At 59.3% G+C, this 16762-nt stretch carries 13 protein-coding genes; 6 read left to right on the forward strand and 7 right to left on the reverse strand.

The window, feature by feature from the left end:
• Nucleotides 1-681 precede the first annotated feature (681 nt).
• Together RWZ58_RS07550 and RWZ58_RS07555 are read left to right on the forward strand one after the other, a co-directional pair.
• A complete protein-coding gene (locus tag RWZ58_RS07550; RefSeq protein WP_070677480.1) occupies nucleotides 682-2355 on the forward strand; it encodes an L-lactate permease in 1674 nt (557 codons plus the stop codon).
• 221 nt (nucleotides 2356-2576) lie between these two features.
• Entirely contained in the window at nucleotides 2577-3440 is an 864-nt protein-coding gene (locus RWZ58_RS07555; RefSeq protein WP_005508239.1) for a FadR/GntR family transcriptional regulator, read from the forward strand.
• A gap of 109 nt (nucleotides 3441-3549) precedes the next feature.
• Here the strand turns inward: RWZ58_RS07555 and RWZ58_RS07560 are convergent, their stop codons facing one another.
• From RWZ58_RS07560 to RWZ58_RS07590, 7 genes are all read right to left on the reverse strand, one after another.
• Nucleotides 3550-4707 (reverse strand): ABC transporter permease, encoded by a 1158-nt coding sequence (locus tag RWZ58_RS07560; protein ID WP_314658218.1) that lies wholly within the window; start codon nucleotides 4705-4707, stop codon nucleotides 3550-3552.
• On the reverse strand, nucleotides 4708-5484 hold the full coding sequence (locus RWZ58_RS07565; protein ID WP_314658219.1) for an ABC transporter ATP-binding protein: 777 nt from the start codon (nucleotides 5482-5484) through the stop codon (nucleotides 4708-4710).
• Nucleotide 5485: 1 nt separating this feature from the next.
• On the reverse strand, nucleotides 5486-6700 hold the full coding sequence (locus tag RWZ58_RS07570; protein WP_314658220.1) for a peptidoglycan-binding domain-containing protein: 1215 nt from the start codon (nucleotides 6698-6700) through the stop codon (nucleotides 5486-5488).
• A 196-nt stretch (nucleotides 6701-6896) separates the two neighbouring features.
• Nucleotides 6897-7799 carry an adenylate cyclase gene (locus RWZ58_RS07575; RefSeq protein WP_314658222.1) on the reverse strand — a complete coding sequence of 301 codons (903 nt, stop codon included), beginning with the start codon at nucleotides 7797-7799 and terminating at the stop codon, nucleotides 6897-6899.
• Between the two features lie 321 nt (nucleotides 7800-8120).
• A complete protein-coding gene (locus RWZ58_RS07580; RefSeq protein WP_314658223.1) occupies nucleotides 8121-9047 on the reverse strand; it encodes a phosphoribosylaminoimidazolesuccinocarboxamide synthase in 927 nt (308 codons plus the stop codon).
• 175 nt (nucleotides 9048-9222) lie between these two features.
• Nucleotides 9223-10506, reverse strand: a complete 1284-nt coding sequence (gene purD / locus RWZ58_RS07585) for a phosphoribosylamine--glycine ligase (protein ID WP_049349823.1) — start codon at nucleotides 10504-10506, stop codon at nucleotides 9223-9225.
• Between the two features lie 152 nt (nucleotides 10507-10658).
• Entirely contained in the window at nucleotides 10659-11000 is a 342-nt protein-coding gene (locus RWZ58_RS07590; RefSeq protein WP_294640489.1) for a SemiSWEET family transporter, read from the reverse strand.
• A gap of 553 nt (nucleotides 11001-11553) precedes the next feature.
• Here RWZ58_RS07590 and RWZ58_RS07595 point away from each other — a divergent pair.
• The 4 genes from RWZ58_RS07595 (at nucleotide 11554) to purM (ending at nucleotide 16297) form a co-directional block, all read left to right on the forward strand.
• On the forward strand, nucleotides 11554-12699 hold the full coding sequence (locus RWZ58_RS07595) for an asparaginase (RefSeq protein ID WP_314658224.1): 1146 nt from the start codon (nucleotides 11554-11556) through the stop codon (nucleotides 12697-12699).
• Nucleotides 12700-12701: 2 nt separating this feature from the next.
• Nucleotides 12702-13127 (forward strand): sterol carrier family protein, encoded by a 426-nt coding sequence (locus RWZ58_RS07600; RefSeq protein ID WP_314658225.1) that lies wholly within the window; start codon nucleotides 12702-12704, stop codon nucleotides 13125-13127.
• A gap of 273 nt (nucleotides 13128-13400) precedes the next feature.
• Complete coding sequence (gene purF, locus RWZ58_RS07605) at nucleotides 13401-15152, forward strand: amidophosphoribosyltransferase (protein ID WP_314658226.1); 1752 nt, start codon at nucleotides 13401-13403, stop codon at nucleotides 15150-15152.
• On the forward strand, nucleotides 15152-16297 hold the full coding sequence (gene purM / locus RWZ58_RS07610; RefSeq protein WP_005504604.1) for a phosphoribosylformylglycinamidine cyclo-ligase: 1146 nt from the start codon (nucleotides 15152-15154) through the stop codon (nucleotides 16295-16297). The genes purF and purM overlap by 1 nt, the downstream gene beginning before the upstream one ends.
• Nucleotides 16298-16762 lie beyond the last annotated feature (465 nt).

Genomic DNA, 16762 nt, shown 5'->3' on the forward strand with positions numbered 1-16762 from the left:
CCAAGTGGAGGTGGGATGCGGTGGGATCAGAAACCGTGGTGATGTCTTTTATCTTTCTAGCCATTTAACACCGTTGGACGGCTTTTCTCTAGTTGGAATAGCACATACTTTCCTTGTTAAATAACCGGTTAGGTCGACCTGACCTTAAGGTATATTTCCCTACCTTCCGGTACATGTGACCTCATCTCCCATGCACCCCCCGTAAGACCCCTATATTCTTTTCGCAGATTGAACATTTATCAAACACACAGAAGTGGACCATAAACCCCCTAGAAATCCGCCGTTCTGAAGATTTTATGGTTGTTTTATGGGGCTTTTCCTTTTTAAAACAACATTCTTTTCGGGTATATGCGTCCAAATGAAGACTCTCCCCTGGGTAAACCAATGACCCATACACCCAACTCGTGATGTATCTGAAAATATTCGAGTTTCAGAACCTGGAATTAACTATCAGAACCGCAATATTTCGGCAGTTTCACTGGAAGCGAGCCCAGGTTCCGGTCGCCTTCCACAAAAATGAGTCAGGTCACTTTTGGTGAAACACCACATTATCCGGTACTCTTCTAAACATGCGATCAATGGTCTGACCACATCCCCATGCAGGGAACAATGACTCGTTCCCCACAGAATTATCTATGGTCTGACCACACACAAAACACACCCTGAACCAAAGGAGTTCCAGTGGAAACTTATACCGCTGTAACCAATGCAGTGGGAGGTAGCCTCGGCCTCAGCGCGCTCGTGGCAACCATTCCCCTCCTCACCTTCTTTGTGATGCTACTGGGCGTTAAGGCACGCGCTCACTGGTCCGCACTCGTGGCACTGGCAGCATCCATCCTCGTAGCAGCGCTGGGCTTCCACATGCCCGCTGACCTCGCCGGCCTGAGCGCCGTCCGCGGCGCCATCTACGGCCTGGTCATCTGCTGGGTGATTCTGGGCGCCATCTGGTTCTACCAGATCACCGTTCTCTCCGGTCGATTCGAAGACCTGCGCCGCGTCTTCGACCGCCTCGGCGGCGGCGACCTGCGCATCCAGGCTATCCTCATCGCATTCTGCTTCGGTGGTCTGCTCGAGGCACTGGCTGGCTTCGGCGCTCCCGTTGCAATTACCGCAACCATGATTCTGGCACTGGGCGTCAAGCCCCTCAAGGCTGCTATCACCGTTCTGCTCGCTAACACCGCACCCGTGGCATTCGGCGCGGTTGCTGTCCCGATTACCACCGCAGGTGAAGTCGGCGGCAAGGACCCACACGTTATCGCAACCATCGTTGGTCACCAGGCTCCGTTCCTGGCAATGCTCGTTCCGCTCATCCTGCTCGTCATCCTCGACGGCATGAAGGGCCTGAAGGACGCTTGGCTGCCCGCACTGGTCATCGGCGTTTCCTTCGCTATCGCACAGTGGGTCACCGCCGCTACCCCCGCATACAACCTGACCGACGTTGTTGCCTGCATCGTCTCCATGGGCGTTGCCGTGATCTTCCTGCAGTTCTGGAAGCCGCGCGGCGTCGCAGGCGTTCGTGAACGCTACGGTCTGCCCGCACAGGCTGAAGAGAAGGAAGCTCTGCCCGCCGTTCGCGTCTGGATGGCACTGCTGCCCTACGTCATCGTCGTTGCAATCTTCGGTGTTGCTAACCTGCACGCTGGCCTGAAGGCATGGCTGAAGAGCTTCGTCATCAAGATTGATATCCAGGCTCTGAGCTCCCGCCTCGTCACCGCTGACGGCAAGCCCGTCAAGGACGCTGTCTACAACTTCGCGTGGATGTCCAACCCCGGCACCCTGCTGATCATTTCCGGTCTGGTTGTTGCTGTGGTCTACTTCTTCTTCAACGAGAAGGGCCGCTACGCCTTCAAGTTCCCGGCAATCTTCACCGAGTTCGGTTCCGTTGTCTACCGCATGCGCTGGTCCATCCTGACCATTGCTTCGGTTCTGGCACTGGCATACGTCATGAACTTCTCCGGTCAGACCATTGCTATGGGTACCTTCCTGGCAGGCCTGGGCACCGTCTACGCGTTCCTCGCACCGGCTCTGGGCTGGATCGGTACCGCTGTGACCGGTTCGGACACCAGCGCGAACGCACTGTTCTCCAAGCTGCAGGTGTCTGCTGCTGAGAACCTGCAGCACGCAGGTATCCACGGCGCAACCCCCGAGCTCATGCTGGCTGCTAACACCACCGGTGGTGTGGTCGGTAAGATGATCTCCCCGCAGTCGCTGGCTATTGCTGCTACCTCCGTGGACATGGAAGGCAAGGAATCCGACATCCTCAAGGCTGTCCTCCCCTGGTCCTTCGCTATGCTCCTGTTCGTCTGCGTCCTGGTCTTCCTGCAGACCAACGTGCTGTCCTTCATGATTCCCTAATCTGAAGCTCAGGTTTTAGAGAGTTCCTGAAGCATCCGCTTCACGAACAGTAGGACATTCGCCCCGGTTTGACCGGAGGCCACAGCGGGGCGGCGTACCTTTCCGGTATCGCCGCCCCGCTTTTTATGCCCCTTATGACTCGATAGGTTGCCCCAATAGTTTGGGAGAACATGCTGAGTCGAGACTTCTTTTCGTTATCCGCCTCGTTATCAGGAGAGAGTATGCCTCGTTCTTTTGACGACACCCAGCCTGCAGAGGCGCCCCCTGTGGTCGAGCGCCAGCCGATTCTGGCGGACCGCAGCTACAGCATCATTCTGGAGACCTTTGAGCGGCGCCTGCGCCTGGGTGAGTTGCGTGTGGGCGATAAGCTCCCCTCCGAGCGTGAGCTGGCGGCACGGCACGGTATTTCCCGCCCCTCGGTCCGTGAGGGCCTTCGGGTTTTGAACGCGCTGGGTCTGATTCGTTCCAGCACGGGTTCGGGACCGAAGTCGGGCGCGATTATCATTTCTGAGCCGTCGGATGCGCTCAGCTGGGCGCTGCGCATGCACATTGCGACCCGCAGCCTGCCGGTGAAGGACGTTGTCTCAACCCGCCTGCTGCTGGAGGGTCCTGCGGCGCGTGCGGCGGCTGCCGCGCCGGACACACCGGAGCGTGCGGCGGCGCTGGAGCGGGCGCGCGTGCATCTGGCGGAGATGGATGAGCAGATCAGCGATGAGCGCTTCCATTTCTGCGATACGCGTTTTCACTATGAGCTGTCGAAGCTCGGCGGCAATATTGTGCTTGATACGGTGATCGACTCTCTGCACATGGCGACGATGAGTTATGTGCAGGAGGCGGTTCCTTTCCTGAAGGATTGGGAGGCGGTCAAGCGCACGTTGCAGCAGCAGCATTACGGCATTATTGAGGCGATTGCCTCTCACGATGAGCAGGCAGCCTATGAGCGGGTGTGCGAGCACATTACGTGGTTTTATTCGCTGTCTGACCGTGCTGCGGAGGAGCGGGCGCGGCAGCATCCGGCGCGGGATATTCTGCACGAGGATTTGTGCCACGAGAACGTACATGACGAAGACGTTCACGCCGGCTAGGCTTCGCCCCTCAATCGCATAAACCCACATAGCTAAAGGGCGGTGCCCCGGAAGAATGACCTTCCGGGGCACCACCCTTATGCGCCGAGCAATTATTTCAGCGGGGCAGTTATTGCAGCAGCTCAAGCGGCTGAACCTTCGTTGCCGCGTAGGCGGGCAATGCACCCGCCACGATGCCCACACCCAAGCCGAGGAAAGGAATCCCTAGGATAAGGGGCGGCAGAGATAGCGCCCAGCCGTTGAGAAGGCACACAACCCAGGAACCGAGAATACCGAGGATGAAGCCTCCAAGAGCGCCCAAGGCACCGAGGAGAGCCGCCTCCGCAAGGAAGCTGACCGCCACATCTCGCCGCCCCAACCCTAATGCACGGTTAATGCCGATTTCCCTGCGGCGTTCCCAGACCGAAATCTGCATGGTCATCACAATGCCGAAGCTTGTCGAGACGATAAGAACCACCAGAATAATGGTCGTAAGGGTTCGACTGTCTTTCGTCAAGGAAGCACGAAGAGTCACCGGTGAAGGCGGAATCTCAATGTTTGTATCAACAGGGGCGCGCTGCGGATCGAGTACCTGCTTGAGCTGTTCCGCGACCGTATCTGCGCTTCCTGGATTCACGATGACGTCCATACCGCGTTGTAGGGTGTGGGCTTGCGGCAAGAAAGTGGAGGTGGTCGGCAGAATAAGAGCGCTACTGAGGGCAGCGTTTTTGCCGCCGTCACGGATAATGCCGAGCACGTAGGCTCGCATTCCGTTGACCTCAATCATGTTCCGCCCGGGCTCAGCACTGACCCCTAGCTCCTTCGCGAGGGCAACGCCCAGATAGACGGTAGGCTCACCGGGGCGTTCACGGGCAGGCTCCGAAAAGTGCCCTTCGACAATGTGCGCACCTCGTGCTTTCAAACCTGCTTCTGAAACGATTGCGAGGGGTGTCTGTTGGCCTTCCTGCCCCGGCCTGTTGACCTGCGGACGCGTTGTCTGCGTATCAATGGTGACTGTACCAGCAGCTTTGACCTCTGGAACTTGGTTAACGCGCCAGAGCAGTTCATCCTCCGGTATATCCCAGGTTTGCGGCTGGAGGCGCACACCGAGCCGGGTGGAATCGTAGCTGGCCAGCTGCGAGCTCGTATTGAGCGCCGATGACTCGCTGACGCCCACCAGCATGATGATGGTGGTTGTTCCCGCGAGCATCGCCAGTACCGTGAGCAGGTTGCGGCGCCAACGGCGAACAACTGCAAGGAGAGCGTAGTGAAGGTTGTTCCTTAGCATCTATCCTCCCCTGACAACGGGTTCTTTGAGCGATTGATGGGCAGGCTCTTCGGGACGAGCGAGTTCGGGGCTAACGAGCAGCCCATCGACCATGTGTAGCTGCCGGTCGCAGCGAGCCGCGATATCGGGTTCATGGGTGATGATGACCAGGCTTTGCTTTTCCGCACGGCCGGCGAGGAGCAGATCCAACACCTTGTGAGAGTTTTCAGTGTCGAGGTTTCCTGTAGGCTCATCGCACAGTAGGATACGCGGGGCGCAGGCTAACGCGCGTGCGACCGCGACTCGTTGCTGTTCACCACCGGACATGTTGCGTGGAAGAACCTCCAGACGGTGCCCCAAACCCACCTGTTCGAGTGCCTGCAACGCACGCTGATGTGCCTGACGGCCCGGTACGCCGCGCATCCGGAGGGTGTGGGCAATGTTCTCGGTGGCGTTCAGATGAGCAATGAGGTGGTACGCCTGAAAGACGAAAGCAATGTGCTCACGGCGTGCTACAGTTCGCTCGGCATCGCTGGCGGTGCCCATGTTTTGGCCCAATATTTTCAGCTCACCTTCGGAGGGCTGATCGAGTAGCCCGATGATGGAGAGGAGCGTAGATTTTCCGCTTCCGGAGGCGCCGGTAATGGCCACCGATTCGCCTTCATGAATGCTGAGGGTTGCGTTTTTTAGCGCCCAGGTGGAGGGTGGGAAGAAACGCGCAATATTGTGGCACTCAATATTAGGTTTTGTGGCGGTAGCGCTCGCGGGGAGGGCACGTTCTGTCTCATGATGAGGCATTTTAGCGCTCCTTCAGCTTCACGACGGTACCTGCCTTGAGTTCTGCAGCGGGGTTGACGAGCTCGCAGATTCCGGCGGAGCACACACCAAGGGTGACGGGAACGCTCTGACCGTTATCCAGGGTGATGGAGTGCGTTCCGTTTTCTTCGGTTTTGACGGCTGCTTCGAGCACCGCGAGGGCGTTTTCAGCGCCTCGGTTGAGAGTGACGGTTGCCTGAAAACGTGTTGATGCCGTCGTGTTTTCCGGCAAGTCGATTGTGATGGGGTAGCGTTTCCGCGCAGTAGCTCCCGGTGCGGAGGTATCGCTGTTAGGTCGCGCGCTGTTCTGCGCACCGTTGGAGGCACCTGCGTTAGCGCCGCCGTCAGCGTTAGTTGAGCCTTCGGGTGTGAGGGCCGCGCCCAGAGTGCCTTCGAGCGGACTTCCGTTATCGGTAAGAATCTGGACTTTCTGTCCTTCAGCGAGTTCATTGCTGAGAGCGCTACCGTCCGCGGAGAGTACCAGACGGTACCCACCCGCGGATAGGGTGCACAGCGCCGGAGTTGAGGTTTGGCCTTTGGTGCCGCAGCTGTTGTCTACGGTGTATTCATTGCCGTCAGCGAAGAGGTATTCAGAGAGCGGCAGGGCGGTGCTGTAGCGTCCTTCTTCGGTTCGGTCAGTATCCCCGGGAGGGTAGTAGCCACGGTCCAGGTAGAAACGGTAGACAGCGTTGGCGGTTGCTTCGCCGTAGTTTCCTTCCTCATCCCAGATGCTGTAGCCGAGCGATTCTAGAGCTTCTTGGAGCTGTTTAACGTCATCGCCGCGAGCGCCTACGGCAAGGTCGCGGTAGGCGGGGATGCTACCTTTGAACGCAATGATGGGACGTTCGTTGATAGTGGTGATAATTGAGCCGTTACTCAGCCGAGTACCCGCTTTGGCGCCGTCCCTGGTCACCACTCCTTGAGGGGTTCCTACGGTGTAGCTTCGGGCAGACGACACGCTGACTTCTCCCGAGTAGGTGCGGGTAACAGTCTGCGTGCTGATGCGGGTTGTTAGTTGCGCGGCTCGGGATGGCTGCGCGTTGGATTCAACATTGGTGCGTAGCCCCGTGTTGAGTGCGTAGATGGAGAACCCGCCGGTGATGACGAGCAGAATGACGAGCACCGGAACCAGGTAGGCGCGTATGGTTGCCGTCGTGGCGGCGCGGCGGGGGTTTTCTGAACTCTGCTGCGTGTTCATGGGTTCACCTTTCTGCGGTGAAATATGGGGCGGGACTAGGGGTAATTGCTGAGGGTAACAACGTGGCGGGGGTTGAATAAAGGGGTGTATCCTCTGCTCTCATCCGCGGGTGAACGCAGTTGAGAGCAGAGGACCGGTAGAAAATTTTCGCTAGAAAATGTCCAACGAGGAATCAGCGTTTACTGGTTGCCGTTGGCTAGTTGCCGTTGAGTAGAGCTGCGGCGCGCTCCTGGGCCTGACGTTCGATGTCGCGTACTTCAAGGATGAGCGGCTCATGCTCATTGAGCCAGGTCGCTGCCTTTTCGTAGTAGATATTCTGTGCTTTAGTCAGGATTCCAGTGGACTTTTGGCAGTTGTAGTCAGCATGAGCTAGGGCCTGCTCTTCCGCATTGGCGGCGGCATTGGCTGCCTTATACTTACCCCAGGTTTTCTCTGCGTAGCTGGGAGCATCTCCAAAGTGCTGGATGTCGGCGTATCCGCTTTCTTTCATGCATGCACCGTAGGTAGTGTCATTACGGTAGTATTTCCCCATTTCTTCTACCGCGTTATTTTTGGATCCACCCGTGATGAGTTCGTTAACGAAGTTGGTGTATTTGAGGTAGTTTTCTGTTGAGCCGAAGACAGCCTCTGCCGCACGTCCCAGGCATGAATCTGTTGCCATGCCGACCTGGGCACCGCTGCTCATGGTGATGGTGATAGTTTTACTGTCTGGGGCTTGAGAGTCGCCTAGGAACGCCTTCTGATATGCGGGGTTTTCCATCGCGGGTGCGTTGCTGGAGCTAGCGTTGCCCTGCCGGGTGGACGAGTATCCCTGGGTGGCCGCTTCTTCGTTGGCGAAGTGGGCGCCACTCATCGCAAGTTCATGAACGGAGGCGCCGCCAATAATGTTCTGGCTACCGGAGTAGGTGAAGGACTTCTCGCTCATACACTTTTTGACCTCGTTGACGAGGGCCACGTTAATATCCGGGGAGGGATTCTCGTAGCTTGCCAGGACATTACGAATGTCTTGCTTAACTTCAACAGTGGTGGAGCAACTCGATACGCCCAGGCAGCAGGCAATACCGATAAGGGCGAGGGATGCGAAGGGCTTCTTTGCCATGGACTTCACCTTTCTCAAGCATCATTGATGGGCGAGAACCGGCAGTGATACGGACGTATCGTGAGGGCTACCTACAGACCTGCTATATGGCGTGAACCTGCGTTTTGTGGGGTAGAACCTTGGCGAGCCGATTACTAAGTATGATAGAGGACAGACCCCCCCCGTACAATAGACGCACAAGATATATTTATGACGTATGGCACCTATAAAAATGCATGTAAAAGAGCTTATGAATTAAAGGGCGGTGCCCCGGAAGAATGACCTTCCGGGGCACCGCCCTTTAGCTATCTCTAAGACTTATTTCAGCCCGAAATATAGAGTTTAGAACTTCGTGCCGGTCAGACGCTCATACGCCTCAACGTAACGGGCACGAGTCTTCTCCACAACCTCCTCAGGCAGGTGCGGCACGTTATCCGAACCGTCCCAGCCCGCCTCCGGGGAACGCAGCCAGTCACGCACATACTGCTTATCAAAGCTCGGCTGAGCATGACCCGGCTCATACTGCTGAGCGTCCCAGAAACGCGAAGAATCCGGGGTCAGAACCTCATCACCCAGAGTGATCTCGCCACGGTACGAATCAGTACCGAACTCCATCTTGGTATCCGCCAGAATAATGCCCTGCTCACGAGCAATCTTCTCCGCAGTGGTGTACAGGCTCAGGCTCAGCTCCTCCAGGCGCTCACCCACCGGCTGACCCACCTCAGCGTACAGCTCCTCACGGGTCACCAGCTCATCATGCTCACCCACCTCAGCCTTACCGGTCGGAGTGAAAATCGGGGTGTCCAGGCGGGAACCATCCACCAGACCCGCAGGCAACTTTACACCAGCAATCTCACCGGTCTCGTTATACGCCGCCAAGCCCGAACCAGTCAGGTAACCGCGCACAATGCACTCCACCGGGAACATGTTCAGGGAGCGGCAAATCATTGCTCGACCAGCCACAACATCCGGAACGTCAGTGGACAGCACGTGGTTCGGAACCTGCTTGAGCTGCTCAAACCACCACAGGGACATCTGAGTCAGAATCTTGCCCTTATCCGGGATTTCGGTGGGCAGAATACGGTCAAACGCGCTAATACGGTCCGAGGCAACAACCATGACCGAACCGGCACGCAGCTCAGCGTCATCATTGACGGTCAAGCCGGTGGCGTCAAAACGTTCCTCATTCGGAACGTACAGGTCGCGGACCTTGCCGGAATAAATGTGAGTCCAGCCAGGAATTTCCACGGGGTTAGAACGAGAAGTCATGAGAATTTCTCCTGATGAGGTGGTGTGATGTGGATGCAAAAAGTCTGTGTAATTACAATACCGCGATAGGCACGGCTCCCGATAGTGCCAATTGAGCATCAATACGGCACAATCTTGAGGCAAAGAAGCGACCGGCTCCCCCACCCTCAAGCGGGGAAGCCGGTCACCTTAGGTTTTAGCCGCGCGGGGCGGGAATGTGGATGCGGTTCTCCACAGCCTTCAGCGCGATATCGGTGCGGTACTGCGCGCCAGCCCAGGAGATAGCGCGAACACCCTCGTAGGCGGCGTTACGGGCAGCAGCCAGATCATCGCCGAGAGCAACAACAGCCAGCACACGACCGCCAGCAGTCAGCACACCCTCCTCGGATGCGACAGTGCCCGCGTGAATCACGTGCACGCCCTCCAGGGCGTTCGCCTCATCCAGGCCAGAGATGACGTCACCCTTGCGGGGAGTGTCCGGGTAGTTCTCAGCAGCCATAACCACGTCAACTGCGGTGCGGGGATCCCAATCCAGCTCGGTACCCTCAGAAATTTCACCGCGAGCAGCCGCACGCAGCAGCTGACCCAGCGGGGTGCGCAGACGCGCCAGAACCGCCTGGGTTTCCGGGTCGCCAAAGCGGGCGTTGAACTCGATAACGCGCACGCCGCGGCTGGTCACAGCCAGACCGCAGAAGAGCACGCCCACGAACGGGGTGCCGCGCTCAGCCATGCGAGCCACAGTCGGGCGTGCCACCTTCTCCACAACCTCCTGCACGAAGCCCTCGGGCAGCCAGGGAAGCGGGGTGTAGGCGCCCATACCGCCGGTGTTCGGGCCCTCATCGTTGTCGAAAATGCGCTTGAAGTCCTGCGCCGGGGACAGCGGCAGAACATTCTTGCCGTCAGAGATGACGAAGAGGGACACCTCTGGGCCGTCCAGGAACTCTTCAATGACCACGGTGCCGCCGGCGTTGAAGCAAGCCTGAGCGTGCTCCAGTGCCGCGGTGCGGTCCTCGGTCACCACAACGCCCTTACCTGCAGCCAGGCCGTCGTCCTTCACCACGTAGGGTGCACCGAACTCGTCCAGTGCCGCCTGCGCCTCAGCGGCGTTCGTTGCCACGTAGGCGCGAGCAGTCGGCACGGACGCCTCTTCCATGACCTGCTTAGCGAAAGCCTTGGAGCCTTCAAGCTGTGCGGCAGCTGCGGAGGGGCCGAAAACGTCAAAGCCCGCCTCACGCAGTGCATCGGAGACACCTGCGACCAGGGGCGCCTCCGGGCCAATAACGACCAGGTCGGCGTTCAGTTCGCGTGCCAGGGCGGTTGCCTGGGCGGGGTCATTCGCATCAATTGCGTGGACGGGAACATCCTGGGCAATGCCGGCGTTGCCGGGGGCGCTGTGCACCTCGGTTACCTCAGGGTCGCGCAGAAGCGCTCGAATAATTGCGTGTTCGCGGCCGCCGGGGCCCAGTACCAAAACCTTCATGCTATTCAGGGTACCCGGTATCACTCTAAAAACGTGAGCTGGGCTCACTAAAAATGCGGCTCTTCTCATGTGGCGGCACATTCACACGAATGCACGCTAGAGAAGAGCCGCACAGCTTACGTAACCGAAGCTACCGAATCAAGCTAAAAGCATTAGACGAGGGCGGTAATAGCAGCCAAGCTGCCGAAGACAATACCGGGAGCGTTCGCGATGATAATCGGAATATCCTTCTTGGGGCGCCACAGGCCGTAGAGCAACCATAGGGTGCAGTTCACAGCCGCAACCAGAGGCTGGATCCAGTCACCCTTGTGACCGCTCAGGTTACCGATAATCTGCGGGAAGTAGAACACGTACATGAGCACTGCGGTCACAGAAGCAACACGGGCCAGGATGGGGAAGAACTTTGCGTGGAATTCAGATTCTGCACTCACGCCGCCCTTGGGGGAGCTGTTCTGTGCGGAGGTGTTTGCGGAGGTGTTGTTCTGCTCTGCCATGGATGTACTCCTTTACATGGTTTGCCGCTCACCAATCACGGAGGGGTGAGGGGCACTAAGGATGCATAGCTCGTACCGGATCGTACCCAAGTTTGTGGTCGACCCCTGCAATTGCATCAATCTCCTACTGGATATATTACGCCCGTTCTCAGACTGCATATTGGGGCAGGTCAGAGATGATAAACCGTGGATACACTCATAGCTCATCGATTGACGGGGTGGGGTTTTGCTCATCTGCCGCTGCCTTGGTCATCGCCATATTCATGAGGCGGTACGTCGAGGCGCCGGAATGGTTCGTCGGGCGTCGATCGTGGTCGGTCCTATGCGGTGCTGGGTTTTTCGGTTCGTGCGGGCTGTGCCTCGCTCACTTACCTTAGTCTTACCCGTTGCGCTTGAGCACACTTCAATTATAAAAATGAATTACTCATAACTTCAACTCGCAGTAAACGTGAATCTCTTCACAGGGCTCTCCCTCGACCGTGCCAGCCCATCTTAGCTCCGCGCCACCAGAGACAAATAGGGTCAAGCCGCACGCCCCGTTTAAACTAGAAGAATGACCAACAGCACCACCTCACAGGCAACCACTCACACCACCCACCAGGGCAGCGCCTTCGACGTAGAACTCGCGCAGCTCACCCGCAACAACTTTGTTGAGGCGCGCCACCGCGGCCGCCTCATTCTGCTGGGCCCCGACGGCGAAATTCAGCTTGCCCTCGGCGATATTCACGAGCCCTTCTACCTGCGCTCCGCCGCCAAGCCGCTACAGGCCATCGGCTCCATGAAGGCGGGCGCACCCCTACGCGGCTCCCAGGTCGCCATCGCCTGCGGCTCGCACAGCGGGACCTTCGAGCAGATGCGCGCCGTGCAGGACGTACTCACCCAGGGCAGCACCGAAACCAACCCGCTCACCCAGGCAAACCTGGCGCTCAAGCCCGCGCTCCCCTCCGATAAGCAGGCACGTCATGCCATGATTCAGGCGAACCTTGCCGCCACTGCCCTAGCGCACCCCTGCTCCGGCAAGCACGCCGCCTTCCTGTGGGCGTGCACCGCCAAGCTTGAGCGCGGCGACCTGGAAGAGGGCTCGCAGAACTGGACCCTGCACAACTACCTCGACCCTAACCACCCGCTGCAGCAGGTCATTACCGAAGAAATTGAGGCATTCACCGGCGAACCGGTAGCCGCCATTGGAGTGGACGGCTGCGGCGCGCCCGTACATGCGGTTTCTCTGCTGGGTGCCGCACGCGCCTACTCGGCCCTGGGCTCGGCAATCCGCAACCTCGGGGCGGATGCGCGCGCCTCCACGGTTGCAACCGCCATGGTGGACTACCCCGAGCTGATTCAGGCACCCGGCTACCCCGATACCGTGCTCAGCGAAGAGCTGGACGCCATCGTCAAGAGCGGCGCGGAGGGCGTGCTCTGCATTGGCCTTCGGTCGGGTGCGTCCGTGGTGGTGAAGATGAGCGACGGCACCCACCGCGCCATGTACGCCGTGGCACTGCGCGCGCTGGTTGCTGGCGGCTACCTGAGCGCCGAGGAATGCGAGCGCTTGCTTGCGCTGGTGGTTCGCCCCGTGACCGGCGGATACGTGGACGGTCAGCCGGTCGAGGTTGGCGAGCTGCGCGTGCATGAGGAACTCTTTGCCCGCGGGGAGCTCTTCACCCGCGAAGATCTCGCTACCGGCGCCCCGGAAGGAAAGTAGCCGTGGCAATCCGACGCAAAACCAGCGAAGAGGCGGGCATGGCGGCGGTCCGCGAGGTGCGGGCGCTCTTCGCCTCCTTTGATTCCGAGCCTTCCGAAGCCGTTCCCGTACCCACTGAAATAGAACGGGCGTTCGCGACTCTCCCCCGCTCCGTGCGCGCTACTTTCGTGCGTTTCACCCTTGAAGAGCTGGCGACCCTCGCCCCCGGCAATAGCGTGGAGGTACGCGTACCTCCGCTGGGAGTCACCCAGTGCGTGGCGGGTCCTCGCCATACGCGCGGCACCCCTCCCTCGGTTGTGGAAACCTCACCGGTTGTTTGGGCGGCACTGGTGCTGGGCGAATGCTCGTGGGAGCAGGCGGTCGCCGCTGGGGTGCTCGACGCCTCCGGCGAGCGTAGCGACCTCTCTACCCTGCTGCCACTTTTTTAGGTGCTGCCGCTCTTCTAGGTACTGCTCCTTTAAGTACACAGCAGGCCCCAAGTTTTCGCGGCTTCTGTAGCCTTCTGCCGCCAGAAGCCGCTAATAGCCGTCCATACTGAGGTATTTAGCGTATCCTTCACCACGTCTAGACTGAAACCCGGTACACTTTTAAGGGTCTGGTGTATGCTACCGCACACACAGGCAGGTGCGAGTACAGAAACACACATCCGTCTTGCGCCCGCGCAGACGCATCCGCAGTCCCATCGTCGAAAAGACAGTGAATTGATTCGCCCCGACGGAAAACTCACTCACGACCTCGATCCGATTGACCACGGCCCCAAGGACGCCTGCGGCGTCTTCGGCGTCTGGGCACCCGGCGAGGACGTGGCAAAGCTAACCTACTACGGCCTGTACGCACTCCAGCACCGCGGCCAGGAATCAGCAGGTATCGCAACCAGCAACGGCAAACGTATCCACGTGTACAAAGATATGGGACTCGTCTCCCAGGTCTTTGACGAAGCCACTCTCAGCTCCATGCCCGGCGACCACGCTATCGGCCACGCCCGATACTCCACCACCGGCGCATCCCACTGGGCTAACGCACAGCCCACCCTCGGTACCACCCCGCACGGCACGCTGTGCCTGGCGCACAACGGTAACCTCACCAACTCGGCTGACCTCTACGACCGAGTGATTGCCAAGAATGGCGGCAAGCCTCCCAAGCACGGCGAGCTCGCCCAGGGCAACACCACCGACACCGCGCTCGTCACCGCCCTGCTGGCGGAGCACGACTTCGATTCCCTCGAAGAAGCAGCACTCGACCTGCTGCCCACCCTGCGCGGTGCTTTCTGCCTCACCTTCATGGATGAGAACACCCTCTACGCCGCACGCGACCCGCAGGGCGTTCGCCCCCTCGTGCTCGGTCGCCTGGAGCGCGGTTGGGTTGTCGCATCTGAAACCGCGGCACTCGATATTGTCGGCGCGTCCTTCGTGCGTGAAGTTGAGCCCGGCGAATTCATCACCATCGACGAGAACGGCCTGCGCTCCCAGCGCTTCGCTGAGGCTAAGCCCGCAGGTTGCGTCTTCGAGTATGTTTACCTCGCTCGCCCGGACACCACCATCTCCGGCCGTAGTGTCTACGAATCCCGCGTAGAAATGGGCCGTCAGCTCGCCCGTGAACACGCTGTCGAAGCTGACCTGGTCATGCCCACCCCCGAATCCGGTGTTCCGGCCGCTATCGGTTACGCCGAAGAGTCCGGTATTCCCTACGGCAACGGCCTGGTCAAGAACGCCTACGTGGGCCGAACCTTCATTCAGCCCTCGCAGACTATCCGCCAGCTCGGTATTCGACTCAAGCTGAACCCGCTCAAGTCCGTGGTTGCGGGCAAGCGCCTCGTCGTTATTGACGACTCCATCGTTCGCGGTAACACCCAGCGCGCCCTCGTGCGTATGCTCCGCGAAGCCGGCGCGAAGGAAGTGCACGTGCGCATCTCCTCCCCGCCCGTGAAGTGGCCCTGCTTCTACGGCATTGACTTCGCCTCCCGCGCGGAGCTGATTGCTAACGGCCTGTCCGTGGACGAAATCGCCTCCTCCCTGGGCGCCGACTCGCTCGGCTTCATCTCCCAGGACGGCATGATGGCAGCCACCGAGCAGCCCACCGAAAACATGTGCACCGCATGCTTCACCGGCGAATACCCGATTGAGCTGCCCAGCGAGGAACGACGCGGCAAGTCCCTCTTCGACTCCGAGGAGAAGGGCAAGGGCGGCCCCCTCGCCGGTAAGGCGGCTGAGGTGACCGTGGAACGTCCCGTCCCTTCCAAGCCCGAGCACGCCGAGGCTGTCTCCATTGAAACCCGCGAAGGCACCGAAACTCTCGAAACGAAGTTCGACCCCTCCGCAGTACAGATTGCCGAAGACGATGCCGGTATCGGCATGTGCAACCCCGGCCCCGACGCCGACCTCGAGGCACTGCTCACCGAGCAGGACCGCACCCCCGCAAACTCCTCCGCTACCACTACCCCGAAGGAATCCTAATGAGCGAGAACACCACCACCGTAACCTACGCAAGCGCAGGTGTTGACGTAGAGGCTGGCGATCGCGCCGTTGAGCTGATGAAGGGCGCTATCAAGGCAACCCACAATTCCTCCGTCGTTGGTGGCGTGGGCGGCTTCGCGGGTCTGTACGACGTCTCCGAGCTCGTCAAGTACCGCAAGCCCTACCTGGCTACTTCCACCGACGGTGTGGGTACCAAGGTCGCTATCGCGCAGGCACTCGATATTCACGACACCATCGGTTACGACCTGGTCGGCATGGTCGTGGACGACATCGTGGTCTGCGGTGCGAAGCCGCTGTTCATGACCGACTACATTGCCACCGGCAAGGTCGTTCCCGAACGTATCGCTGACATTGTGCGCGGTATCGCTGGCGCATGTGCACAGGCTGGTACCGCCCTGGTTGGCGGCGAAACCGCCGAGCACCCCGGCCTGCTCGCAGAGGACGAGTACGACGTTGCCGGCGCAGCAACCGGTCTGGTCGAGGCAGACGAACTGCTCGGCCCCGAGCGCGTGCGTGAGGGTGACGTGCTGATTGCTATGGCTTCCTCCGGTATTCACTCCAACGGCTACTCCCTGGTCCGCAAAGTCCTGAACGTTGCCGGCTGGGGTCTGGAGCGCCAGGTGGACGAGCTGGGCCGCACCATCGGTGAAGAACTGCTCGAACCCACCCGCGTGTACGCGGCAGACTGCCTGGACCTGGCGGCGGCATTCCCCGTCAACGGCGAAGACGGCACCACCGGCAGCGGTGTGCGCGGCTTCTCCCACGTGACCGGTGGCGGCCTGGCCGCTAACCTGGCTCGCGTTCTGCCCCAGGGCCTGGAGGGCCGCGTGGACCGCTCCACCTGGCAGATTCCCGCGATCTTCTCCCTGATCGGTTCGCTGGGCAACGTGCCCCTCGCCGACCTGGAGCGCACCCTGAACCTGGGCGTGGGCATGATTGCTATCGTTGACCCCTCCGTGGCTGAGGCTGCTACCAAGCGCCTGAACGACCGCGGTATCCCCTCCTGGATTATGGGTGACGTTGTTGCCGCTGGCGAGCCCGAGGCTAACAACCCCGATTACGTTCAGGGCGCTAAGGGCGTGGACGGCGGCGCGGTTCGCCTGCTGGGCTCCTACGCTTCCTAAGGACGCTTTCTTCGGTAGACAGCGAGCGCCGGTTATCTGGTGCTGATGATTCTAAAGACCGGGGCGGTCACCCATGCGGTGGCCGCCCCGGTCTTTTGTGTGTCTGCCGGCAGGGTGTGCCTGCAGGCAGGGTGTGCTGTCAGCGCTGCCAACTATGAGTACCACCAGGTTTTTTATTTATTTTCACGTATATTTCGGTTGGTTTTTATCTTTTAATATCAACCGCATTTTTAATGCATTTCAGTGCTTACACCACAGTGTTAAAACATTTACTTATCACCCACCCCTCAAGGGGCACCGTGCCGTTCACCTCGCATACCCAAACTTTCAAGTTTCACTTACATAAACCCTTAATGATTAGGCACTATTCAGCCTGCACGGGTTGATTTTATGCACATTAACCCGTGAAAAATACTTTAAAAATCCCTAAAGCTCACCCTGAAGTGATACCTTAGAAATGTACGT

It is taken from the genome of uncultured Rothia sp. (assembly GCF_963544205.1).
GTDB lineage: Bacteria > Actinomycetota > Actinomycetes > Actinomycetales > Micrococcaceae > Rothia.